Source organism: Serratia plymuthica, assembly GCF_018336935.1.
Taxonomy (GTDB): Bacteria; Pseudomonadota; Gammaproteobacteria; order Enterobacterales; family Enterobacteriaceae; genus Serratia; species Serratia plymuthica_B.
In genome coordinates this window covers 4,582,790-4,605,719 of record NZ_CP068771.1, presented here as the reverse complement: position 1 = coordinate 4,605,719, position 22,930 = coordinate 4,582,790, and the positions used below count along the sequence as shown (strand labels likewise).

At 55.3% G+C, this 22,930-nt stretch carries 22 protein-coding genes and 1 rRNA gene; 8 read left to right on the top strand and 15 right to left on the bottom strand.

Translation table 11 applies throughout. From position 1 onward, the window contains the following. Positions 1 to 48: 48 nt before the first annotated feature. Positions 49 to 1,590, bottom strand: a 16S ribosomal RNA gene (locus tag JK621_RS21445). A 392-nt stretch (positions 1,591 to 1,982) separates the two neighbouring features. Next, the gene (gmhB, locus tag JK621_RS21440) at positions 1,983 to 2,546 is read right to left on the bottom strand and encodes a D-glycero-beta-D-manno-heptose 1,7-bisphosphate 7-phosphatase (RefSeq protein WP_126484798.1); all 564 of its coding nucleotides are present in this window, start codon (positions 2,544 to 2,546) and stop codon (positions 1,983 to 1,985) included. A gap of 187 nt (positions 2,547 to 2,733) precedes the next feature. On the opposite strand from gmhB, the gene metN reads away from it, so the two are divergent. The 6 genes from metN (at position 2,734) to proS (ending at position 8,341) form a co-directional block, all read left to right on the top strand. Beyond that, entirely contained in the window at positions 2,734 to 3,765 is a 1,032-nt protein-coding gene (metN, locus tag JK621_RS21435) for a methionine ABC transporter ATP-binding protein MetN (RefSeq protein WP_212557556.1), read from the top strand. After that, on the top strand, positions 3,758 to 4,411 hold the full coding sequence (locus JK621_RS21430) for a methionine ABC transporter permease MetI (RefSeq protein WP_006318637.1): 654 nt from the start codon (positions 3,758 to 3,760) through the stop codon (positions 4,409 to 4,411). The genes metN and JK621_RS21430 overlap by 8 nt, the downstream gene beginning before the upstream one ends. A gap of 60 nt (positions 4,412 to 4,471) precedes the next feature. Further along, a complete protein-coding gene (locus JK621_RS21425; RefSeq protein WP_004952177.1) occupies positions 4,472 to 5,287 on the top strand; it encodes a MetQ/NlpA family lipoprotein in 816 nt (271 codons plus the stop codon). Between the two features lie 115 nt (positions 5,288 to 5,402). Beyond that, positions 5,403 to 5,807, top strand: coding sequence for an Rcs stress response system protein RcsF (rcsF, locus tag JK621_RS21420; RefSeq protein ID WP_013814252.1), 405 nt, complete (start codon positions 5,403 to 5,405; stop codon positions 5,805 to 5,807). Continuing rightward, complete coding sequence (gene tsaA / locus JK621_RS21415) at positions 5,804 to 6,511, top strand: tRNA (N6-threonylcarbamoyladenosine(37)-N6)-methyltransferase TrmO (protein ID WP_212557555.1); 708 nt, start codon at positions 5,804 to 5,806, stop codon at positions 6,509 to 6,511. The genes rcsF and tsaA overlap by 4 nt, the downstream gene beginning before the upstream one ends. 111 nt (positions 6,512 to 6,622) lie before the next feature. After that, positions 6,623 to 8,341 carry a proline--tRNA ligase gene (gene proS / locus JK621_RS21410; RefSeq protein WP_212557554.1) on the top strand — a complete coding sequence of 573 codons (1,719 nt, stop codon included), beginning with the start codon at positions 6,623 to 6,625 and terminating at the stop codon, positions 8,339 to 8,341. Positions 8,342 to 8,392: 51 nt separating this feature from the next. Here proS and nlpE read toward each other — a convergent pair whose 3' ends face one another. From nlpE to JK621_RS21395, 3 genes are read right to left on the bottom strand one after another with little or no spacing between them, the layout of a single operon-like run. Beyond that, a complete protein-coding gene (gene nlpE, locus JK621_RS21405; RefSeq protein WP_212557553.1) occupies positions 8,393 to 9,076 on the bottom strand; it encodes an envelope stress response activation lipoprotein NlpE in 684 nt (227 codons plus the stop codon). Positions 9,077 to 9,105: 29 nt separating this feature from the next. Further along, a complete protein-coding gene (arfB, locus tag JK621_RS21400) occupies positions 9,106 to 9,519 on the bottom strand; it encodes an alternative ribosome rescue aminoacyl-tRNA hydrolase ArfB (RefSeq protein WP_212557552.1) in 414 nt (137 codons plus the stop codon). A 3-nt stretch (positions 9,520 to 9,522) separates the two neighbouring features. Continuing rightward, positions 9,523 to 10,071, bottom strand: coding sequence for a YaeQ family protein (locus tag JK621_RS21395; protein ID WP_004952190.1), 549 nt, complete (start codon positions 10,069 to 10,071; stop codon positions 9,523 to 9,525). Between the two features lie 215 nt (positions 10,072 to 10,286). Here JK621_RS21395 and JK621_RS21390 point away from each other — a divergent pair, with 215 nt between their 5' ends. Together JK621_RS21390 and rof are read left to right on the top strand one after the other, a co-directional pair. Then, positions 10,287 to 10,487 (top strand): YaeP family protein, encoded by a 201-nt coding sequence (locus JK621_RS21390; RefSeq protein ID WP_037426441.1) that lies wholly within the window; start codon positions 10,287 to 10,289, stop codon positions 10,485 to 10,487. After that, positions 10,480 to 10,737, top strand: a complete 258-nt coding sequence (rof, locus tag JK621_RS21385) for a Rho-binding antiterminator (RefSeq protein WP_230090436.1) — start codon at positions 10,480 to 10,482, stop codon at positions 10,735 to 10,737. The genes JK621_RS21390 and rof overlap by 8 nt, the downstream gene beginning before the upstream one ends. Before the next feature lie 63 nt (positions 10,738 to 10,800). On the opposite strand, the gene JK621_RS21380 is transcribed toward rof, so the two are convergent. The 10 genes from JK621_RS21380 to fabZ all read right to left on the bottom strand — a co-directional run bounded on the left by JK621_RS21380 (position 10,801) and on the right by fabZ (position 22,906). Continuing rightward, positions 10,801 to 11,118 (bottom strand): c-type cytochrome, encoded by a 318-nt coding sequence (locus tag JK621_RS21380; RefSeq protein WP_212557551.1) that lies wholly within the window; start codon positions 11,116 to 11,118, stop codon positions 10,801 to 10,803. Between the two features lie 14 nt (positions 11,119 to 11,132). Continuing rightward, positions 11,133 to 12,443 (bottom strand): tRNA lysidine(34) synthetase TilS, encoded by a 1,311-nt coding sequence (gene tilS, locus JK621_RS21375; RefSeq protein ID WP_212557550.1) that lies wholly within the window; start codon positions 12,441 to 12,443, stop codon positions 11,133 to 11,135. 93 nt (positions 12,444 to 12,536) lie between these two features. Beyond that, positions 12,537 to 12,926: a VOC family protein gene (locus tag JK621_RS21370; protein ID WP_212557549.1), complete on the bottom strand. Its 390-nt coding sequence runs from the start codon at positions 12,924 to 12,926 to the stop codon at positions 12,537 to 12,539. 108 nt (positions 12,927 to 13,034) lie between these two features. Next, a complete protein-coding gene (locus JK621_RS21365) occupies positions 13,035 to 15,191 on the bottom strand; it encodes a lysine decarboxylase LdcC (protein WP_212557548.1) in 2,157 nt (718 codons plus the stop codon). A gap of 177 nt (positions 15,192 to 15,368) precedes the next feature. Continuing rightward, the gene (gene accA / locus JK621_RS21360; RefSeq protein ID WP_212557547.1) at positions 15,369 to 16,328 is read right to left on the bottom strand and encodes an acetyl-CoA carboxylase carboxyl transferase subunit alpha; all 960 of its coding nucleotides are present in this window, start codon (positions 16,326 to 16,328) and stop codon (positions 15,369 to 15,371) included. A 12-nt stretch (positions 16,329 to 16,340) separates the two neighbouring features. Further along, positions 16,341 to 19,829: a DNA polymerase III subunit alpha gene (gene dnaE, locus JK621_RS21355; protein ID WP_212557546.1), complete on the bottom strand. Its 3,489-nt coding sequence runs from the start codon at positions 19,827 to 19,829 to the stop codon at positions 16,341 to 16,343. An 87-nt stretch (positions 19,830 to 19,916) separates the two neighbouring features. Beyond that, on the bottom strand, positions 19,917 to 20,510 hold the full coding sequence (gene rnhB, locus JK621_RS21350; protein WP_006327524.1) for a ribonuclease HII: 594 nt from the start codon (positions 20,508 to 20,510) through the stop codon (positions 19,917 to 19,919). Next, complete coding sequence (gene lpxB / locus JK621_RS21345) at positions 20,507 to 21,655, bottom strand: lipid-A-disaccharide synthase (RefSeq protein ID WP_212557545.1); 1,149 nt, start codon at positions 21,653 to 21,655, stop codon at positions 20,507 to 20,509. Before lpxB ends, rnhB begins: the two co-directional genes overlap by 4 nt. Before the next feature lie 3 nt (positions 21,656 to 21,658). Further along, the gene (gene lpxA, locus JK621_RS21340; RefSeq protein WP_006318673.1) at positions 21,659 to 22,447 is read right to left on the bottom strand and encodes an acyl-ACP--UDP-N-acetylglucosamine O-acyltransferase; all 789 of its coding nucleotides are present in this window, start codon (positions 22,445 to 22,447) and stop codon (positions 21,659 to 21,661) included. Positions 22,448 to 22,450: 3 nt separating this feature from the next. Continuing rightward, positions 22,451 to 22,906: a 3-hydroxyacyl-ACP dehydratase FabZ gene (fabZ, locus tag JK621_RS21335; protein WP_006327526.1), complete on the bottom strand. Its 456-nt coding sequence runs from the start codon at positions 22,904 to 22,906 to the stop codon at positions 22,451 to 22,453. Positions 22,907 to 22,930 lie beyond the last annotated feature (24 nt).

The window sequence follows — 22,930 nt, the reverse complement described above, 5'->3', positions numbered from 1 at the left end:
TCATCAGACAATCTGTGTGAGCACGCCACGCGAATCAATATCATTAGGTAAGGAGGTGATCCAACCGCAGGTTCCCCTACGGTTACCTTGTTACGACTTCACCCCAGTCATGAATCACAAAGTGGTAAGCGCCCTCCCGAAGGTTAAGCTACCTACTTCTTTTGCAACCCACTCCCATGGTGTGACGGGCGGTGTGTACAAGGCCCGGGAACGTATTCACCGTAGCATTCTGATCTACGATTACTAGCGATTCCGACTTCATGGAGTCGAGTTGCAGACTCCAATCCGGACTACGACGTACTTTATGAGGTCCGCTTGCTCTCGCGAGTTCGCTTCTCTTTGTATACGCCATTGTAGCACGTGTGTAGCCCTACTCGTAAGGGCCATGATGACTTGACGTCATCCCCACCTTCCTCCGGTTTATCACCGGCAGTCTCCTTTGAGTTCCCGACCGAATCGCTGGCAACAAAGGATAAGGGTTGCGCTCGTTGCGGGACTTAACCCAACATTTCACAACACGAGCTGACGACAGCCATGCAGCACCTGTCTCAGAGTTCCCGAAGGCACTAAGCTATCTCTAGCGAATTCTCTGGATGTCAAGAGTAGGTAAGGTTCTTCGCGTTGCATCGAATTAAACCACATGCTCCACCGCTTGTGCGGGCCCCCGTCAATTCATTTGAGTTTTAACCTTGCGGCCGTACTCCCCAGGCGGTCGATTTAACGCGTTAGCTCCGGAAGCCACGCCTCAAGGGCACAACCTCCAAATCGACATCGTTTACAGCGTGGACTACCAGGGTATCTAATCCTGTTTGCTCCCCACGCTTTCGCACCTGAGCGTCAGTCTTTGTCCAGGGGGCCGCCTTCGCCACCGGTATTCCTCCAGATCTCTACGCATTTCACCGCTACACCTGGAATTCTACCCCCCTCTACAAGACTCTAGCTTGCCAGTTTCAAATGCAGTTCCCACGTTAAGCGCGGGGATTTCACATCTGACTTAACAAACCGCCTGCGTGCGCTTTACGCCCAGTAATTCCGATTAACGCTTGCACCCTCCGTATTACCGCGGCTGCTGGCACGGAGTTAGCCGGTGCTTCTTCTGCGAGTAACGTCAATGCAATGTGCTATTAACACACTACCCTTCCTCCTCGCTGAAAGTGCTTTACAACCCTAAGGCCTTCTTCACACACGCGGCATGGCTGCATCAGGCTTGCGCCCATTGTGCAATATTCCCCACTGCTGCCTCCCGTAGGAGTCTGGACCGTGTCTCAGTTCCAGTGTGGCTGGTCATCCTCTCAGACCAGCTAGGGATCGTCGCCTAGGTGAGCCATTACCCCACCTACTAGCTAATCCCATCTGGGCACATCTGATGGCGTGAGGCCCGAAGGTCCCCCACTTTGGTCCGTAGACGTTATGCGGTATTAGCTACCGTTTCCAGTAGTTATCCCCCTCCATCAGGCAGTTTCCCAGACATTACTCACCCGTCCGCCGCTCGTCACCCAGAGAGCAAGCTCTCTTGTGCTACCGCTCGACTTGCATGTGTTAGGCCTGCCGCCAGCGTTCAATCTGAGCCATGATCAAACTCTTCAATTTAAAAGTTCGATTTGCTTCAACTCGTGAAGCGATGCTCAAAGGTTACTAAATGAATTTTACTTCAGTAGTCACTCTTCAAGACTTGATATTTTTTCGAACCCGAAGGTTCTGGATATCGTCTTGTGGAGTGCCCACACAGATTGTCTGATAAATTGTTAAAGAGCAGTGAGTTAGCCGCCGTAGCTTGCTATCTCGAGGTGGCGTATATTACGCTTTCCTCTTTCAGAGTCAACCCTAATTTTCAGGATTTTTTCTCTTCGAACCCCGGAGACTCTGTGAAGTTGTTCACATGTTCCGTGTCGATGGAGGCGCATTATAGGGCGCCGGTTCAGAATGACAAGGATTAATATTCACTTTTCTTCCGACAGCTCACTATTCATGCATAACGCCTATTAAACCCGCTTTTTGATCGCTTCAGGCAGGTCTGCCAGGCTGTTTAACACCCAATCCGCCAGTTTTTCTCCCTGTTCGGTGACCGGCTTGCCGGTACGCACCAGCACTTTAGTGCCAACGCCAGCCGCAATGGCCGCCTGCATATCTTCCGGTTTGTCGCCAACCATATAAGAAGAGGCCATATCGATGTTCAATTCCTGCTGCGCCTGCAGCAACATGCCTGGCTGCGGTTTACGGCAATCACAGGTCTGGCGGTACTCTTCTATTACCGCTTCCGGGTGATGCGGACAGAAATAGATGCCATCCAGATCAACATCGCGATCGGCCAGCGACCAGTCCATCCACTCGGTGAGGTACATAAACTGTTTTTCGTCGAACTTGCCGCGCGCGATGCCGGACTGGTTGGTGACCAATACCAGGGCAAAGCCCATCTTTTTAAGTTCGCGACAGGCGTCAATCACGCCATCAATAAAATGGAAGTCATCGATTTCATGGACGTAGCCATGATCGACATTAATCGTGCCGTCACGATCGAGAAAAATTGCTGGAACGCTTTGTGTCACCGGTTTACTCCTGAGGGCCTGAAAACGCGTACAGTATCGCATGTTTTACCCGGTACTGAGAACGGCAGAGAACGGTGTTGGTCGTTGACTTGGACGTCTAGACGCCTTAACATCTACCCCATACCTTGGTCCACGCCAGGGTTTACTTTTATCTAGCCACGGGCAACCACGCTAAAATAAGAAGAATATGATTAAACTTTCTAACATCACTAAAGTGTTCCAGCAGGGTTCGCGCTCTATTAATGCGCTCTCTGACGTGACTCTTCACGTCCCTGCCGGGCAAATTTATGGCGTTATCGGTGCCTCAGGTGCCGGTAAAAGTACGCTGATCCGCTGCGCCAACATGCTTGAGCGCCCAACCTCCGGCCAGGTGCTGGTTGACGGACAGGATCTGACCTCCCTGTCTGAAAGCGAACTGACACGCGCTCGCCGTCAGATCGGCATGATTTTCCAACATTTTAACCTGCTGTCCTCCCGCACGGTATTTGGCAACGTTTCGCTGCCATTAGAGCTGGACAACACCCCGCGCGCTGAAATCAAAAAGCGCGTGACCGAGTTACTGGAACTGGTCGGGCTGTCAGACAAACACGACGCCTACCCTGCCAATTTGTCCGGCGGCCAGAAGCAGCGTGTGGCGATTGCCCGCGCGTTGGCAAGCCAACCCAAAGTGCTGCTGTGTGACGAGGCCACCAGCGCGTTGGATCCGGCAACCACCCGTTCGATTCTGGAACTGCTGAAAGACATCAATCGCCGTCTCGGCCTGACCATTTTGTTGATCACCCATGAAATGGACGTGGTAAAGCGCATCTGCGATCAGGTTGCGGTTATCAGCCAGGGGCAACTGATTGAAAAAGACAGCGTCAGCGAAGTGTTCTCGCACCCGAAAACGCCGCTGGCCCAACAATTTATTCAATCCACGCTGCATCTGGATATCCCGGACGATTATGCCAAGCGCCTGACACCGGAACGCAGTGGCGGCCGTCAACCGCTGCTGCGCCTGGAATTCACCGGCCAGTCCGTTGATGCGCCTTTGCTGTCAGAGGCCGCTCGCCGCTTCAACGTTAATAACAACATCATCAGCGCCCAGATGGATTATGCCGGTGGTGTGAAATTCGGCGTAATGCTGGCGGAGCTGCACGGCAGTGATGAAAACGCGCTGGCAACGATTAAGTTCCTGCAGGAAAATCAGGTAAAAGTAGAGGTTCTGGGTTATGTCTGAGGCAATGATGTGGTTAATGGCACGTGGCGTGTGGGAAACCGTCATGATGACCTTTGTCTCCGGCTTCTTCGGTTTCGTGCTCGGCCTGCCGGTTGGCGTGCTGCTGTATGTGACCCGTCCGGGGCAGATTGTCGCCAACAATACGCTATATAAAACCCTGTCCGGGCTGGTGAATGTGTTCCGTTCCATTCCGTTCATTATCTTGTTGGTGTGGATGATTCCGTTTACGCGTCTTATCGTCGGTACCTCGATTGGCCTTCAGGCGGCCATCGTCCCCTTGACCGTAGGAGCCGCGCCGTTTATCGCCCGCATGGTGGAAAACGCCCTGCTGGAGATCCCATCCGGCCTGGTGGAAGCGGCCCGCGCGATGGGCGCGACCCCGATGCAAATCATCAAAAAGGTGCTGTTGCCGGAAGCCCTGCCCGGCCTGGTGAACGCCGCCACCATCACGTTGATTACCCTGGTTGGCTATTCCGCCATGGGCGGCGCGGTTGGCGCCGGTGGTCTGGGGCAAATCGGTTATCAGTACGGTTATATCGGTTATAACGCCACAGTAATGAATACCGTATTAGTATTACTGGTAGTGCTGGTCTATCTGATTCAGTTCTCTGGCGATCGGATTGTAAAAACCGTCACCCACAAATAGTTTTCACAGCAACTGCGCTCATACAGCGTATTTTTAATGCGAGTCTAATGAGGAAGGGATATGTCGTTAAAATTTAAATCCATCGCGGCAATCGGCGCACTGATCGGTACTCTGGCTCTGGCAGGCTGCGGTCAGGAAGAAAAAGATCCAAACCATATTAAAGTGGGCGTTATCGTCGGCGCGGAGCAGCAGGTTGCTGAAATAGCGCAGAAAGTTGCAAAAGAGAAATACGGTCTGGACGTTGAACTGGTAACGTTCAATGACTACGTGCTGCCAAACGAAGCGCTGAGCAAAGGCGATATCGATCTGAACGCCTTCCAGCACAAGCCGTATCTGGATCAGCAAATCAAGGATCGCGGCTATAAGCTGGTCTCGGTAGGCAACTCCTTCGTTTACCCGATTGCCGGTTACTCCAAGAAAATCAAATCGCTGGATGAGCTGAAAGATGGCTCTCAGGTTGCCCTGCCTAACGACCCGACCAACCTGGGCCGTTCTTTGCTGCTGCTGCAGAAAGTTAACCTGATCAAACTGAAAGACGGCGTTGGCCTGCTGCCGACCGTGCTGGACGTAACGGAAAACCCGAAAAACCTGAAGCTGGTAGAACTGGAAGCGCCACAGTTGCCACGCTCCCTGGACGATCAGCAAATCGCACTGGCGGTGATCAACACGACCTACGCCAGCCAGATCGGCCTGACTCCGGCAAAAGACGGCCTGTTTGTTGAAGATAAAGACTCACCGTACGTTAACCTGCTGGTTGCTCGCGAAGACAACAAAGACGCGGAAAACGTGAAGAAGTTCGTGCAGGCATACCAGTCTGACGAAGTGAACGAAGCGGCCAACAAAATCTTTAACGGTGGTGCTGTAAAAGGCTGGTAATCATTAATTACCGATTTTATTCCTATAATTGCAAGACGGGCTCCGGCCCGTCTTGTTATTTCCGCCGTAGATTGCTTCAATAGCGCCACTTCTATAAAAAGACAGAGGAATCTCAATGCGTGTTTTATCTCTCTGTTTGTTAGCGCTCGCGCTGGCAGGGTGTTCGTCGCAGCGTATCGCGCCCTCCTCAACAAACAACACCAGCAAACCGACTGTAACCACACCGACAAAGACCACGCCCGCGGCACGTCCAGCGCCGGTAAAACTGTATAAAAGTGCAGAAGAATTAGTGGGCAAACCTTTCCGCGATCTGGGTGAGGTCTCTGGCGAGTCATGCCAGGCCACCGTACAGGATTCACCGCCAAATCTGGCGACGGCCCGTAAACGCATGCAGATCCGCGCTTCTTACATGAAAGCAAACGCCGTGCTGCTGCACGACTGTCAGATTGTCGGCGGCGTTGCCGGTTGCTACCAACAGGCTATTTGCCAGGGTTCAGCGCTTAACGTTTCGTCCAAATGACCGAGTTTGTCTTCAATCAGATCGGAACCATCCGTTCACCGTATAAAGAAAAGTTCGCCGTACCTCGCCAGCCGGGGTTAGTCGAAGACGGTGGCGGTGAGTTGCTGCTGCTGCCGCCCTACAATCAGGCGGAAGCAGTGCGCGGCCTCAGCGATTTCAGCCACCTGTGGGTGATGTTTATTTTCCATCAAACCCTGGAAGGCGGCTGGCGCCCCACAGTGCGGCCACCGCGCCTGGGCGGCAATGCCCGTATGGGCGTCTTTGCCACACGCTCTACCTTTCGCCCTAACCCGCTCGGCATGTCGTTAATAGAATTAAAAGGCGTGCGTGTTCAAGGGGGCGAAGTGGTGCTGGAGCTGGGCAGCCTGGATCTGGTTGATGGCACGCCGGTGGTGGATATCAAACCCTACCTGCCGTTTGCCGAAAGCCAACCGCAGGCCCGCGCCGGGTTTGCTCAGACGGCGCCCGCTGGCGATATGCCTGTGAGTTTTTCCCCCGAGGCTGAACAGCAGCTACAACAGCACCAACAACGCTATCCGCAACTGCGGCGTTTTATCACCCAGGTGCTGGCCCAGGATCCACGTCCGGCCTACCGAAAGGGAGAGGAAGCGGAACGGGATTATGCGGTTTGGCTGCTGGATTTCAACGTGCGCTGGCGGGTGGTGGATCAGCAAACCGAGGTGTTGTCACTCGACCTGCGTTAAAATTCCGCCGTCTCTCTTTTGACAACCCGCTCACGCTGGTAAACTAAACCACTTTTGGCCGCCACTGTGGCTGCCTGATGCAATTTGCAGTTCTAACGGAACCAAAACACCATGCGTACTAGCCAATATTTGCTCTCCACCCTGAAGGAGACACCTGCCGACGCCGAAGTGATCAGCCACCAGTTGATGCTGCGCGCCGGGATGATTCGCAAGCTGGCCTCAGGTCTTTACACCTGGCTGCCAACCGGCCTGCGCGTTTTGAAAAAGGTTGAGAACATCGTCCGCGAAGAAATGAACAACGCCAACGCGATCGAAGTTTGCATGCCGGTGGTACAACCTGCCGATTTATGGCAGGAAAGCGGTCGTTGGGAACAGTATGGTCCTGAGCTGCTGCGCTTTGTCGATCGTGGCGAACGTCCGTTTGTGCTGGGCCCAACGCACGAAGAAGTGATTACGGATCTGATCCGTAACGAGATCAGCTCTTACAAACAGCTGCCGCTGAACTTCTTCCAGATTCAGACCAAGTTCCGTGATGAAGTGCGCCCGCGTTTCGGCGTGATGCGTTCTCGCGAATTCCTGATGAAAGACGCCTACTCGTTCCATACCTCGCAGGAATCGCTGCAGGCGACCTACGATGCAATGTACGAAGCCTACAGCAAAATCTTCAGCCGCATGGGCCTGGATTTCCGTCCTGTGCATGCCGACACCGGCTCGATTGGCGGTAGTGCATCACACGAGTTCCAGGTGCTGGCTGACAGCGGTGAAGACGATATCGTGTTCTCTACCGGTTCCGACTTTGCCGCCAATATCGAACTGGCAGAAGCAGTGGCGCCGGCTCAGCCGCGCGCGGCAGCCGGCGAAGAACTGCGCGTTGTGGATACGCCGAACGCCAAAACCATCGCAGAGCTGGTAGAGCAATTCCAACTGCCGGTTGAGAAAACCGTCAAGACGCTGCTGGTGCACGCCGAAAAAGAAAGCGGCCATAAGCTGGTTGCCCTGCTGGTGCGCGGCGATCACGAGCTGAACGAAATCAAGGCCGAGAAGCTGCCGCAGGTAGCCGCTCCGTTGACCTTTGCGACCGAAGAAGAAATCCGCGCCATCGTCGGTGCCGGCCCTGGCTCCCTCGGCCCGGTCAATCTGCAGGTTCCGGTCGTGGCCGATCGCAGCGTGGCGGCGATGAGCGATTTTGGCGCCGGCGCTAATATCGACGGCAAACACTACTTCGGCATTAACTGGGAACGCGATCTGCCGCTGCCGCAGGTTGCCGATATTCGTAACGTGGTAGAAGGCGACGCCAGCCCGGACGGAAAAGGCACGCTGTTGATCAAACGCGGTATCGAAGTGGGCCATATCTTCCAGCTCGGCACCAAATACTCTGAAGCGATGAAAGCCACCGTTCAGGGTGAAGATGGCCGCAACCAGGTGCTGACCATGGGTTGCTACGGCATCGGGGTGACTCGCGTGGTGGCTGCCGCCATCGAACAGAACCACGACGATCGCGGCATCATCTGGCCGGACGCCATCGCCCCGTTCCAGGTGGCTATTCTGCCAATGAACATGCACAAATCCTTCCGCGTACAGGCGCTGGCTGAAGAACTGTACGACACCCTGCGTTCGCACGGTATCGACGTTATTCTCGACGACCGTAAAGAGCGTCCGGGCGTGATGTTCGCGGATATGGAACTGATCGGCGTACCGCATTCAATCGTTATCGGCGATCGTAATCTCGACAGCGAAGAGATTGAATACAAAAACCGCCGCGTCGGCGAGAAACAAATGATTAAAACCGGCGAAATCGTTGATTTCCTGCTGGGGCAAATCAAGCGCTAAGCTGCTGCATCAGAAAGTAAAAACCCGCCGAGGCGGGTTTTTTTATGGCGGTTATTTGCTGTCGCAATTCTTGGTTTTGTCGAAGGCTATCTTGCCGTCCGGCACCAACGCCCTCTCGGTCTGCCCTTCTTCCATTGACGGCTGGACGCTGAAATGGCCATTCAAGGTCAGGAACACCGGCTCACCGGGGGTTTTGTACGCCTTGGCATACCCTTGTTCCAGCGCGACGGTATTGTCTACCGGGAAAGTCTTGCCGGTAGCGCAATCCTTGAACACCGCGGCATCCGCCATATAGGTGTAGCTGCCTTTGAGCGCCATCGGCGTTTTAGGCAATGCTTTTTCCACCGGTTCCAGGCGGTAGTTCAGCGTGGACTCGATCACAGCACCGCTTTGATCCAGCATTTCCAGGCTTTTGCCCACCGGGCGGAAATAGCGTTTTTCGCCATGGCTGTCGGTCAGCACCAGCTTATCTGCGGTTCGCGCCCATTTGCCGTAATCGGCAAAAGTCTGGTCCCCGTCTTTGGTTTCGCGATAAGTTTCCTGCAAAACGAAAGTGCCATCTTCATCCAGGAACAACGCGGTATCCAGGCCACCGCAATCAGCGCAAGGCAATACGCCCTGATAACTCTGCTGCATCGCCTGAAGAGGTTGTTCTTTCGGCTGATACTGATTATTGCATCCCAATAATGAGAGCGCCCCTGCCGCTAAAAACAGGGCTATTGTTATTTTCTTCACAGCTATTCTCCTACTGTGCTCATGTATCCTTAAGTGCGGATCTTGCCGCGCAGCGCTTTAGTCGCGCCTTTACGTACCTTGCCTTCCAGCCGACGTAATTTTGCCCCTTTCGTGGGCTTGGTCGCTCTGCGCGTTTTTTCCACCACCATCGCCTGCTGAATCAACGCTACCAGCCTGGCCAACGCCGCCTCGCGGTTTAATTCCTGACTGCGATATTCCTGCGCTTTAATAATCACCACGCCGTCGGCGGTAATTAAATGATTATTCAGGGCCAGCAGCCTTTCCTTATAATACTCTGGCAGGCTGGACGCCCGAATGTCAAAGCGCAAATGGATAGCCGTTGAGGTTTTGTTCACGTGCTGGCCACCCGCGCCCTGCGCGCGGATCGCCGTCAGTTCCAGCTCGTTATCCGGTATAGCGACGTTTCCAGACAGTTCCAGCACCGATCACACCTGAGCCTGTTGCCACTCGGCAAACTGGATTTCCAGACTATTCTGAGCATCAGAAAGCCAGATAGTTCCTTCCTGCAGCGTGGCTTGCAGCGTCATATTGCGGCTGGCCATCGCTGCCAATTTGCCTAATTGTTCATCATCCAGAAAACGGATGCTTAGGTTTTTGTGGTTTGCCACTTTGCTCTGGATACCCTGCCACCATACGTGTCCGGCCCGTTCACCGTAGGCGTAAAGCACCACTCGCGGCGACTGGTTGCAGGCTTTCCTGATTCGCTTCTCGTCAGGCAAGCCCATTTCGATCCACATTTCCAACCCGTTGTGGTCGTTACGTCGCCAGATCTCCGGCTCGTCTTCGGCGCTCAAGCCCTTGGTAAACACCAGGCGCTCATCGGCGTGGCAGATCCAGGCCAACAGGCGCAGCATCATACGTTGTTCGGTTTCGGAAGGATGCTGGGCCAGGGTGAGCGTGGCGTCGTGGTAGAAGTGACGATCCATATCAGCGATATTGACCGTGGCTTTATAAATAGTTGCTTTCAGCGCCATGGGTGACCTCATTATTATCAGGCGACAGTGTACTAGATTTGGCCCATCCGCAGCCAGCGCGGCTGGGCAAAGTGCAGTGCGAAAGCCGCGCTGAGGTGCTAATAACTCCCCAACAGCTGTGCTATAGTCGACTAGGATTAAGTAAAGCTCCGAGAGCCTGCGCCTCATCGCTATACGTGACTTCGATGACGCAGAGGTTCTTAAGGGAGGAAACTGTGCAACAATACTGTGAGTTAGTACGCCGTTTTTACGCCGAGATCGGCAGTGGGGATCTCGGCTACGTGCCTGATGCGTTAGCATGTGTATTAAAGGCATTGGACGAAGTTGCTGCGAATAACGCGCTACCGTCCTCCGTTAGGGAACAGGCGGCTTTTGCCGCCGCTAACTTATTGGTGAGCGACTATGTTGATGAATGATGAGTACCAATCCATCAATTGCGATGACTATGAAAGCCTGGAACTCGCCTGTCAGCATAACTACATTCTGAAGCTGGAGTTACGCGACGGAGATAAACTCGAAGGCAAAGCCACCGAGCTGAAATTTACCAAGGGTGTTGAATACCTGATTATCGATCAGGCCGGCAATGCTCTCAGCTTGCGTCTGGATCACATCCTCAGTTTCAGTCATCCGGAAATCGGTACTGTGGTCGTCAGCCTGTCTGATTGATTTAACGGTAACGCCATCCCAACAGGGCAGCCCAACGGCTGCCCTCGTCATTTATGGCTTCGGCTATGGTTTAAGGCTGGCATAGTAGGCTGCCAGATCGGCAATATCCTCATCAGACAATGCCGAGACGTAGGCCTTCATCACTTCAGCCTGGCCGCCGTTGCGCTCCCCTTTTTTATACGCCTGCAGCGCATGCTCCAGATACATGGCGTTTTGCCCGGCCAGATTCGGATACATCGGTACCGACACTTTCCCCTCAGCGCCGTGGCACGCGACACAGCTGGCGGACTTGCCCTTCCCTGCGGCCACGTCACCCGCGGCTATGGCCGACAGACTGAAAAGACCGAACACCACGGCCATTGCGCTCACAAATTTCATCATTGCTCCTCACATTATTATTTTTTATGCCAACGCAGCCGCCAGCATTGCGCCCCTTCAGGCGTCTCGCCGGCTTCACTGACAAACACGCCCAGCGCAGCGATAAGCTGGTCATCGTAATAGATCAATGGAGTACGCTCGCGCTGCCACGGCGGCACGCCCAACTCCTGCCACAGTTTTTTGACTGACCGGGAATGCGTTCGGCCAAGGATGCGGATTTTTCCCTGGGCGGCAAAACGAACGCTCACCTTCTGTTGCGGCTGCGGTGCCCGCAGACAAATATCGCCCTCCCCGCAACTCAGCTTACCCAATCCATCCGGCAGCTCGAGCGGCTCCGCCAACGACCAGTTCAGGCAGACTTCGCGCAAATCCGCCATTATCGGCAGCAGATACAAACGCCGGCGGAAACGGCGGATCTGATACTGCCCCGGCTGCAACTGCGGCTCGGCATCATCCCGGCTGAGCACCACCTCGTCCCATAACCGCTGCAACTGCTCGCGTGAAGGCATGGTAACGCCAAACAGCGCGATCCAACGGCGCAGCAAGGCAAAACGCCGCGCTGGCGAACAGCCCAACAGGCCGTCGATCGCCAGCGCATTATCTTCATTGAGCAACGAGTGCAGTTGCTCTGACAGCAACTCATCCAGCAGTTGCTCTTGTTCCGCGCACAGGCTGGCGCTGCGCGCCGTCGCGGCGGCAAAATACGGCCAGCGTTGGTTCAGCAGCGGTAACACCTGAAGGCGCAGAAAGTTGCGGTCGAAACGCGGGTCCTGATTGCTGTCGTCATCAATCCAGGCGAGCTGATGCTGCTGTGCATAATCCTCCAACTGCAGACGCGACGTACCCAGCAACGGACGCAGCAAGGGGTTACTCCCCAATGAGGCCTGAGCGGCCATCGCCGACAGGCCCGCCGGGCCACTGCCGCGTTTCAGCGCCAGCAGGAAGGTCTCACATTGGTCATCAAGATGTTGCGCGGTAAGCAAGGCCTCATCGGCCGCCAGCGTAGCGACGAAAGCCGAGTATCGCGCCGCTCGGGCCGCAGCTTCAATCCCGCCCTGCCTGCCATCCACCTGCACATATTGGACCACCAACGGCAACTGCCAGGCTGCGCATTGTCGCTGGCAGTGGGCGACCCATTCGTCGGCAAAAGCGTTCAGGCCATGGTGTACGTGCACCGCGCGCAACTGCAAATCCGGCAATTGCCTTCGCAGATGCACCAGCAGATGCAACAACACGCTGGAATCCAGCCCACCGCTGAATGCCACCAGCAAACGCCGTTGAGTACCCAACTGGCGGCTGACCTGTACGGAAAGTTGATCGGTATTCATTGGTTTATCGTTTATCGCCTGACAGGCGGCTGGAGGCCGCCATAACACCCATAGGACAGCACGTTAACCAGCCCGCCGCCTTCAGACAAGCTTTCATCGTTCATACAGTTCCAGCGGCAATCCATCAGGATCGCTGAAAAAAGTAAAACGGGACTGGGTATAAGGATCGACGCGTATCGGCTCGCACACTACCCCAGCGGCCTGCAGATGCGCGATAGCCTGTTCGATGTCGTCCACGCTGAACGCCAGGTGGCGCAGGCCACATGCTTCTGGGCGGCTGACGCGGGCCGGTGGTGACGGAAAGGAAAACAGTTCGATGCTGTATTGGCCATTGAGCGCCAGATCCGCCTTCCATGAATCTCGTTCTTCCCGGTAAAACTCGCCCAACAGGGTAAAACCGAGGATGTCGCAGTAGAAATGCTTACTGGCCGCATAGTCTGAACCAATGACTGCGATGTGATGCACCTGACGTAATGCCAACATGGTAATGCCTCATTGTCTGCCTGATGAGGCACGGTATCCGGCGAGGGTTGCAACGTCAACGGTAAAAAGCCCCGCAGCACAAATGGGGCCGTCATTCAGATTAGCGGCTCAAACGTTGACATCGGCCGGCGGCGTTTTCAGTACCTTCACCAGATAACGCCCGTCCTCGGTCAGTTTCGCACCGTGGATATCGGTTTCGAAACCGGGATAACGCTCGCCGATGGAACATAACATCAGCAAGAAATCGAGTACCGCACGGCTCTCCTCGGTGATCATCTCACCCGGCATCACCAACGGCACCCCTGGCGGATAAGGCAGGATCATATTGGCTGCCACCTTGCCCACCAGTTGATCCAGTTCGCAGGTTTCCACATTACCGCGTACCTGCTGCTGGAACATCTGGTGCGGCGTCAGCTTCATTTCCGGCAGCACGTCGAATGCCCGCAGCATCAACCGCGGTAGATCGTGCCGGCAGATCAACCGGTGGATCCCGGCCGCCAGATCCTGAATGCGCATATTGCGGTAGAAATCAGGATCCTCGGCATACAGATCCGGCAGCATGTTTCTCACCCGCAGATTAAGATCGTAAGCGCGTTTGAAATCGGTCAGGCCACGCAGCAGACTCATCGCCTTGGTTTTATCAATGCCGATGCTGAACAGGAACAGCAGATTGTAAGGCCCGGTTTTTTCCACCACGATGCCACGTTCGTCCAGGTATTTCGCCACCAGCGCCGCCGGGATCCCGCTCTCTTCCAACGCACCCAGTTCGTTCATTCCCGGCGTCAGGATCGTCACCTTGATCGGATCGAGATACATGTGATCGCTGTCGGTATTGCCAAACCCGTGCCAGTTATCGTCCGGGTTCAACGGCCAGCATTGCGCCTCGTCGATCTCTTCAGGCTGCCAGATATCGAAGAACCAGCTATCGCTCTCCTCTCGCAGTCGCTGTACCTCGCGACGAAAATGCAGCGCACGCTCTACCGAGCGGTTGATCAGGCGCCGGCCAGGATTGCCGCGCAGCATGGCGGCCGCGGTTTCCATCGATGCCACAATGCCGTAGTTCGGCGAAGTGGTGGTATGCATCATATAGGCTTCGTTAAAGGTACTTTCGTCGTAATCGCCTTTAATGTGAATCATCGAGGCCTGCGAGAATGCCGCCAGCAGCTTGTGCGTGGACTGCGTTTCGTAGATCACCTTGCCGGGCGTGCGCTCACCGCTCATGCCGCTCTTGCCTTCGTAGATCGGATGGAAGTTGGTATAGGGAACCCAGGCGGAGTCAAAATGGATCGAGGGCACATCCAGCGTCTGCTTGATGTAATCGGTATTATACAGCAGGCCGTCATAGGTTGAGTTGGTGATCACCGCATGTACCGGCCAGCTGGCATTCGCGGTAGTGGCAACCCGGCCGGCAATGCTCTCATGGGTAAATTCATGCTGCGGGATGCCGCCAAGAATGCCGTAGGCGTTACGCAACGGGCGCAGGTAAATCGGGACGATATCGCTCATCATCAGCAAATGGCACAGCGATTTATGACAGTTGCGGTCGATCAACACCGTGCTGCCGGCCGGTGCCGAATACATGCCGACAATCTTGTTGGCGGTAGAGGTGCCATTGGTCACCAGATAGCTCTGCTCGGCGTTGAAGGTGCGCGCAATATACTCTTCAGCCTCCAGATGCGGCCCGGTGTGGTCCAGCAGCGAACCCAATTCGGTCACCGATATGGAGACGTCGGCTTTTAAGGTATTGGCACCGAAAAAATCGTAAAACAGGCAGCCAACCGGGCTTTTCTGAAAGGCGGTCCCGGCCATATGCCCTGGGGTGCAAAAGGTATATTTGCCCTCGCGCACATAGTTGAACAGCGCCTTGGTTAAGGGCGGTGTAATGGTGTCGATATATTCTGCGGTATATTGCCGGAATCGTTGCGCAATATCATCCGCCGCATTCAGACCGTACTCGAAGAAATATAGCACCATGCGCATTTCATGCAGGCTGACGTCAAAGGTGGAATACTGGTTGATAAACGCATACAGCGGCAGATACTCATTCAGCTCGTTAATTTCGCTGCACAACTCCAGGCTGTAGTCGTCCCAGTCGAAAATCACTCCGCAAATACGCGCATTGGCTTCGATCAGCTTTAGCAGATCATTGCCGTTTTTCGGATACACCAACTGGAAACCCATTGTAGCCAATGCGGTGTGCAGCTCGCGAATAGGCTCATCTTTGTAATAGACGCCCGTTGGGCTCATGATTGCGATGATATTCATCGGCTGCTCCTGTCAGTTAACCGCCAAACCGCTATAACAACATGAAAATAAGACGGTGTGTACCCCGTCATCGGCATGCTGCGCGCCACAGCGCAAAAAGCTTGCGCATAGCCATGCCTTTTTCATCAGATATAAAAAAACCGCCCGAAGGCGGTTTTTTGCAACGCAGGACAAAACTCAGCAATAGCCGTAGTTCATCAGGCGCTGGTAACGGCGATTGAGCAACTCTTCGTTGTTCAGGCCGTCGAGATCTTTCAGATCGGCCAGCAATTGCGCTTTCAACGAGGCGGCCATTGCCGGTACGTCACGGTGAGCGGAGCCCAAAGGTTCCGGGATCACCGAATCGATCAGTTTCAGCTCTTTCAGGCGCGGTGCGGTAATGCCCATCGCCTCTGCGGCCAACGGCGCTTTGTCGGCGCTCTTCCACAGGATTGAAGCGCAACCTTCCGGCGAGATCACCGAATAGGTGCTGTACTGCAACATATTCACTTTATCGCCAACGCCGATCGCCAACGCGCCGCCAGAACCGCCTTCACCGATCACGGTACAGATCACCGGGATATTCAGGCGAGACATTTCACGCAGGTTGCGGGCAATGGCCTCAGACTGGCCGCGTTCTTCCGCGCCCACGCCCGGGTAAGCCCCTGGCGTGTCGATGAAAGTGATCAGCGGCATCTTGAAGCGAGAAGCCATTTCCATCAGACGCAGTGCCTTGCGATAGCCTTCTGGTGCCGGCATACCGAAGTTACGGCGGATTTTCTCTTTGGTCTCGCGGCCTTTCTGATGACCAATGATCATCACCGGGCGGCCATCCAGGCGCGCAATACCACCAACGATCGCTTTATCATCGGCATAAGCGCGGTCGCCAGCCAACTCTTCGAAGTCGGTAAAGATGTGTTTGATATAATCCAGGGTATAAGGACGGCGCGGGTGGCGTGCCAATTGGGCAATTTGCCAGGCCCCAAGATCGGAAAAAATCTTGCGCGTCAGCTCAACGCTCTTTTCACGAAGGCGCTGAACCTCTTCGTCCAGATTAATATCTAATTTTTCGTCTTGACGACTGACTGCAGTCAGCGAATCAATTTTCGCTTCCAGCTCTGCAATCGGCTGTTCAAAATCAAGAAAATTCAGACTCATAGCATTCCTATATTAGTCAAATTCCAGTTCCACCTGCTCATTACCTACCAAAGTCCGCAAATCTATCAACAAGCGGTCGGTGGGCGTCACGCGCCAGGTTGCGCCAAAACGCAGCTTGGCCCGCGCATCTTCCCGTTGATAGTAAAGATGCACTGGAATCGTCCCCGAGCGATGGGGTTCCAACGACTGACGGAGACGGTTCAAAAGCTGGTCATCAATTTGCCTGTCCGTCAGCGAGATAGCAAGCCCACGAGCGTATTTTTCACGGGCCTCACTGATGTCCATTAGTTCGCGGGCCGTCATTTTAAGCCCACCGCTAAAGTCATCAAAGCTGACCTGTCCACTGGCGATAAGGATACGGTCTTTTTCCAACAAATGCTGGTATTTTTCTAATGCATCGGTGAATAACATCACCTCCAGACGGCCTGAACGGTCATCCAGCGTACAAATACCGATGCGGTTACCGCGTTTGGTGACCATAACCCGCGAGGCGATCACCAGCCCAACGGCGGTCGTCATTTTGCCCCGATCCGTCGGATGCATATCTTTCAAACGTTGGCCACCGGCGTAACGTTCGATCTCCTTCAGATACTGGGTGATCGGGTGGCCGGTCAGGTACAGCCCCAGCGTTTCCCGTTCACCATCCAGCACCACCTGCTCCTGCCAGCGCGGTACGTTGGCGTAGGATTGCTCCACCTGCTCCGGCGCTTCCGCCAGAACGCCAAACATGTCCACCTGGCCGATCGCTTCGGCTTTCGCATGCTGATCGGCCGCTTTCAACGCGTCGCCCAGTGAGCTCATCAACGCGGCGCGGTGCGGCCCAAGACGGTCGAACGCCCCGGACATGATCAGCTTTTCCAGAATGCGGCGGTTCAGCTTTTTGATATCGGAACGTGCGCACAGATCGAACAGATCTTTAAAGTAGCCCTGTTCCCCGCTGTTACGCGCTTCGAGAATGGCTTCAATCGGCCCTTCGCCGACGCCTTTGATGGCGCCGATACCATAAACGATCTCGCCTTCATCGTTAACGTGGAAATGGTACTGGCCGCTGTTGATGTCCGGCGGCAGGATTTTCAGGCCCATGCGCCAGCATTCATCCACCAGCCCCACCACCTTGTCGGTGTTGTCCATATCGGCGGTCATTACCGCCGCCATAAACTCGGCCGGATAGTGAGCTTTAAGCCACAGCGTCTGATACGACACCAACGCATAGGCGGCGGAGTGCGATTTGTTAAAACCGTAGCCGGCGAACTTCTCTACCAGATCGAAGATTTTTACCGACAGTTCACCGTCGATACCGCGCGATTTTGCCCCATCTTCAAAACCGCCGCGCTGCTTGGCCATCTCAACCGGGTTCTTTTTACCCATGGCACGACGCAGCATGTCCGCACCGCCCAGCGTATAGCCGGCCAGCACCTGGGCAATCTGCATTACCTGTTCCTGATACAGGATGATGCCGTAGGTCGGTTCCAGCACCGGCTTGAGCGACTCATGTTGCCACTGGATGTCCGGGTAGGAAATCTCTTCACGGCCGTGTTTGCGGTCGATGAAGTTATCCACCATGCCCGACTGCAACGGCCCCGGGCGGAACAGCGCCACCAGTGCGATCATATCTTCGAAACAGTCGGGCTTCAGGCGCTTGATCAGATCCTTCATGCCGCGTGATTCAAGCTGGAATACCGCTGTGGTTTCCGAACGCTGCAGCATATCGAAGCTTTTTTTGTCTTCGAGTGGAATAGCCGCGATATCAATAGGTTCCAGCCCGGTTTTCGCTCGCCGGGCATTGATCATCCCCAGCGCCCAGTCGATGATGGTCAGGGTACGCAAGCCAAGGAAGTCGAACTTCACCAGCCCGGCGTATTCCACATCGTTCTTGTCAAACTGGGTGACCGGGTGATTCCCTTCTGCGTCGCAGTACAACGGCGCGAAGTCAGTGATCTTGGTGGGTGCGATAACCACCCCACCGGCGTGCTTACCGGCGTTACGCGTCACCCCTTCCAGCTTGCGCGCCATGTCGATCAGCGCTTTGACCTCTTCGTCAGCCTCGTAAATTTCCGGCAGCTGCGGTTCGGCGGCAAAGGCCTTTTCCAGGGTCATGCCCGGATCGGGCGGCACCAGCTTGGAGATGCGATCGACGAAACCATACGGGTGGCCCAGCACGCGGCCCACGTCGCGGATAACCGCTTTCGCCGCCATGGTGCCGAAGGTGATGATCTGCGATACCGCCTCGCGGCCATACATATCCGCCACGTGCTCAATCACCAGATCGCGTTTTTCCATGCAAAAGTCGACGTCGAAGTCGGGCATCGAAACACGTTCCGGGTTGAGGAAACGTTCGAACAGCAAGTCAAATTCCAGCGGATCGAGATCGGTGATTTTCAGCGCATAGGCCACCAGCGAACCGGCGCCGGAACCACGTCCCGGGCCTACCGGTACGTCGTTATCTTTCGACCACTGGATGAACTCCATCACGATCAAGAAGTAGCCGGGGAAGCCCATCTGGTTGATAACTTTCAGCTCAACGTCCAAACGCTCGTCATATTCAGGGCGCCGCTGCGCGCGAACCTCCGGATCCGGGAACAGGAATTCCAGGCGCTCTTCCAGCCCTTCCTTCGATTTGAGCACCAGGAAATCCTCGGTGGTCATATCACCGGTCGGGAACTGCGGCAGGAAGTATTCGCCGAGCCGGATGGTGACATTGCAGCGCTTGGCTATTTCGACGCTGTTGAGCAGCGCTTCGGGGATGTCGGCAAACAGCTCGCACATCTCGTCTTCGTTGCGCATGTATTGCTGCGTGCTGTAGTTGCGCGGGCGTTTGGGATCGTCAAGCGTGAAACCGTCATGGATCGCGACGCGGATCTCATGGGCGTCAAAATCGTCCTCTACCAGAAAACGCACGTCGTTGGTGGCCACCACCGGTAACCCACGTTCGGTGGCCAGCGCTACGGCTGCATGCAGGTAGTTTTCTTCGTCCGGCCGGCCTGTACGGATCAGTTCAAGATAATAGCTGTCCGAGAAATATTGCTGATAGAACTCCAGGCACTGATCTACCTGTTGCTGGTTACCGCGCAGCAAAAACTTGCCGACATCACCCTGACGGGCGCCAGAAAGCAGGATTAACCCCTCACGGTGCTCGATCAGCCAGTCACGGTCAATAATCGGGCCGGCGGCGCCGTAACCACGCTGGTAAGCGCGGGAAATCAGCAGCGTCAGGTTTTGATAGCCTTCATTGTTGGCGGCCAGTACGGTGAGCTGCGCCAGCTCATCGCCCAGCACTTCGCTTTGCACATGAAAATCCGCGCCGATGATCGGTTTGATCCCGGCGCCGTGCGCGCTGCCATAGAACTTGACCAACCCGCACAGGTTGGTGAAATCGGTAATTGCCAAAGCAGGCATGGCTAACGCGGCGGCTCTTTTCACCAACGGCCCGATCTTGGCTAATCCATCAATCATGGAGTAGTCACTATGAACGCGCAGGTGAATAAAACGAGGTTCGGCCATATCCAGATACCTGAAACTAGGGGGTTCAGCACGCTGAACCCAGGTTAACGCTATCGCGCGCCCAGCCCGGATGCCCAGGCTGGCAGATTACAGCTCCAGCGCCCTTCTTACCGGGGCAAAGCTACGGCGATGATGTTCGGTCGCACCCAGCACGGCCAGGCGCTCCAGGTGGAAGGCGGTCGGGTAGCCTTTATGCTGCGCAAAACCGTAATCCGGGAACTCGCGATCCAACTCGGTCATTTCGCGATCGCGCGTCACCTTCGCCAGAATGGAGGCGGCGCTGATTTCAGCCACGCGGCTATCCCCCTTCACCACCGCCTGCGAGCGCATTGGCAATTTCGGGCAACGGTTACCGTCGATTAATACCATGTCCGGCGCGATATGCAATCCGGCGACCGCACGCTGCATCGCCAACATGGTGGCGTGCAAGATGTTCAACCGATCGATCTCGTCCGGCTCTGCACGCCCCAGGCTCCAGGACAAGGCCTTCTCCACGATTTCGTCATACAGCGCCAGACGGCGTTTTTCACTGAGTTTTTTCGAGTCCGCCAAACCAATAATCGGCCGCGCGGGGTCGAGGATCACTGCGGCGGTCACTACTGCACCCACCAAGGGGCCACGGCCTACCTCGTCCACACCGGCAATCAACGTGGCGGCGGGATAGATAAAGGGTTCAATCATGCTAATGCCAGCTCCAACACAGCCTGAGCGGCCTGTTCGTCAGCACCGCAACGGATGCTTTGGTGCAAGGTAAGGAAAGTCTGTTTCAGATCTTCGGTCTGCGGGCTGTCTTCCAGCAACGGCATCAGGGCCGCCGCCAGTTTGTCCGGCACGCAGTCGTGCTGCAACAGTTCGGTGACGATTTCGCGCCCGGCCAGCAGGTTAGGCAGCGAGACATACGGGGTTTTCACCAACCGCTGCGCCAACCAGAAGGTAAACGGCTTCATGCGGTAACCCACCACCATCGGGCATTTGGCCAGCATACACTCCAGCGCTGCAGTACCTGAGGCCAGCAATGCCGCATCGCTGGCGATCATTGCCTCACGTCCCTGGCCATTCAACAGGTGAACGGTCAGCTCCGGCGCCACTTCAGCCTTGATTCGTTCGAACTGTTCACGCCGTTTGGCGTTGACCAGCGGCACCACCACTTCCAGCTCGGGATAACGGGTGCGAAGCAGTTGGGCCGTCTTCAGGAAGTCGGCGCTCAACATCTCGACCTCGGCCCCTCGGCTGCCCGGTAACAAGGCAAGACAGCGTGCGTCGGGGGCTATGCCCAGCGTAGCCCGCGCGGCCAGTTTGTCCGGCTGCAGCGGCATGGCATCGGCCATGGTGTGACCGATAAACCGACAGGGAACGTTGAAACGATCGTAAAACGCTTTTTCGAAAGGGAGAAACGCCAACACCAGATCGGTGGCTTTGCCAATTTTGAAAACGCGCTTCTGACGCCAGGCCCAGACCGACGGGCTGACATAGTGAATAGTGCGGATGCCGCGCTGCTTGAGACGGCCTTCCAGCGTGATATTGAAGTCGGGCGCATCGATGCCGACAAACACGTCCGGCTTCAACTCACTGAACCGGCGGGTAAGATCCTTGCGGATCTTCAACAGGCGTGGCAAGCGCTCAAGCACTTCCACCACGCCCATTACCGCCAGCTCTTCCATTTCGTACCAGGTTTCGCAGCCTTCAGCCTGCATCAGCGGGCCTGCGACGCCAACAAAACGCGCGTCGGGGTTCTGCGCCTTGAGCGCGCGGATTAACCCCGCGCCAAGAATATCACCGGAGGTTTCTCCGGCGACCAATCCGATAGTCAATGGACGATTTTGCATAGGTCAGCGAATAATACCGCGGGTTGAACGGCCAAAGAAATCGAGGAACTGCTGCACTACCGGCTGCTCTTTGGCCAGGGCTTCGATTTCAGGCTTGGCTTCGTCCAGCGTTTTGCCGCTGCGATAAAGCAGTTTGTAGGCATTGCGAATGGCATGCAGCGCCTCTTTATCAAAACCACGACGCTTCAGCCCTTCGATGTTGATACCGAATGGCGTGGCGTGATTGCCCTGCGCGATGACAAAAGGCGGCACATCCTGAGCGACGCCCGAGCAGCCGCCAACCATAACGTGAGCACCAATCACACAGAACTGATGCACCGCCGTCATACCGCCAATGATCGCATAATCATCGACCTCAACGTGGCCGCCCAACGTCGCGTTGTTGGCGAAGATGCAGCGATTACCGACGATACAGTCATGGGCAATGTGCGCATTCACCATGAACAGGTTGTCGTCGCCGATCTTGGTCAGACTGGTGCCCTGCACCGTGCCGCGATGAATGGTGACGCTTTCGCGGATGCGGTTGCGATCGCCAATCTCGACGCGCGTCGGTTCACCCGCGTATTTCAGATCCTGATTCGCTTCGCCGATAGAGGCAAATTGATAGATCTGATTATCGCGGCCGATTTTGGTCACACCATTCACCACAACGTGGGATTTCAGTACCGTGCCAGCGCCGATTTCCACCTGGGAGCCGACGTAACAGAAGGGACCGATGTGCGCGCCAGCGCCGATAATGGCGCCTTCTTCGATAATCGCGCTTGGATGGATAAAGGCGGTTTTGTCAATCACGGATTAAGACTCCCGGCTGCGCGCGCACATCATGGTTGCTTCGCAAACAATTTTGCCGTCAACGGTTGCTACGCCTTTGAAGCGCGTCAGACCGCGACGAGTTTTCTCAAAGGTGACTTCCATGATCATCTGATCGCCTGGCACTACCGGTCGTTTGAAACGGGCTTCGTCGATACCGGCAAAGTAATACAATTCGCCCGGCTCCAGCTTGCCGACGCTTTTAAATGCCAGAATGCCAGTGGCCTGCGCCATTGCTTCCAGAATCAATACGCCTGGAAAAATCGGCTTACCAGGGAAATGCCCCTGGAAAAACGGCTCATTTACAGATACGTTCTTCACCGCACGCAGGAATTTGTGCTCCTCAAACTCAAGGACGCGATCGACCAGCAAGAACGGGTAACGGTGAGGAAGCAATTCCAAAATTTCTGCAATATCCAGAGTATGAGTGTCAGTAGTCAAAATACTCTTCCTGTCTCTAAAAAC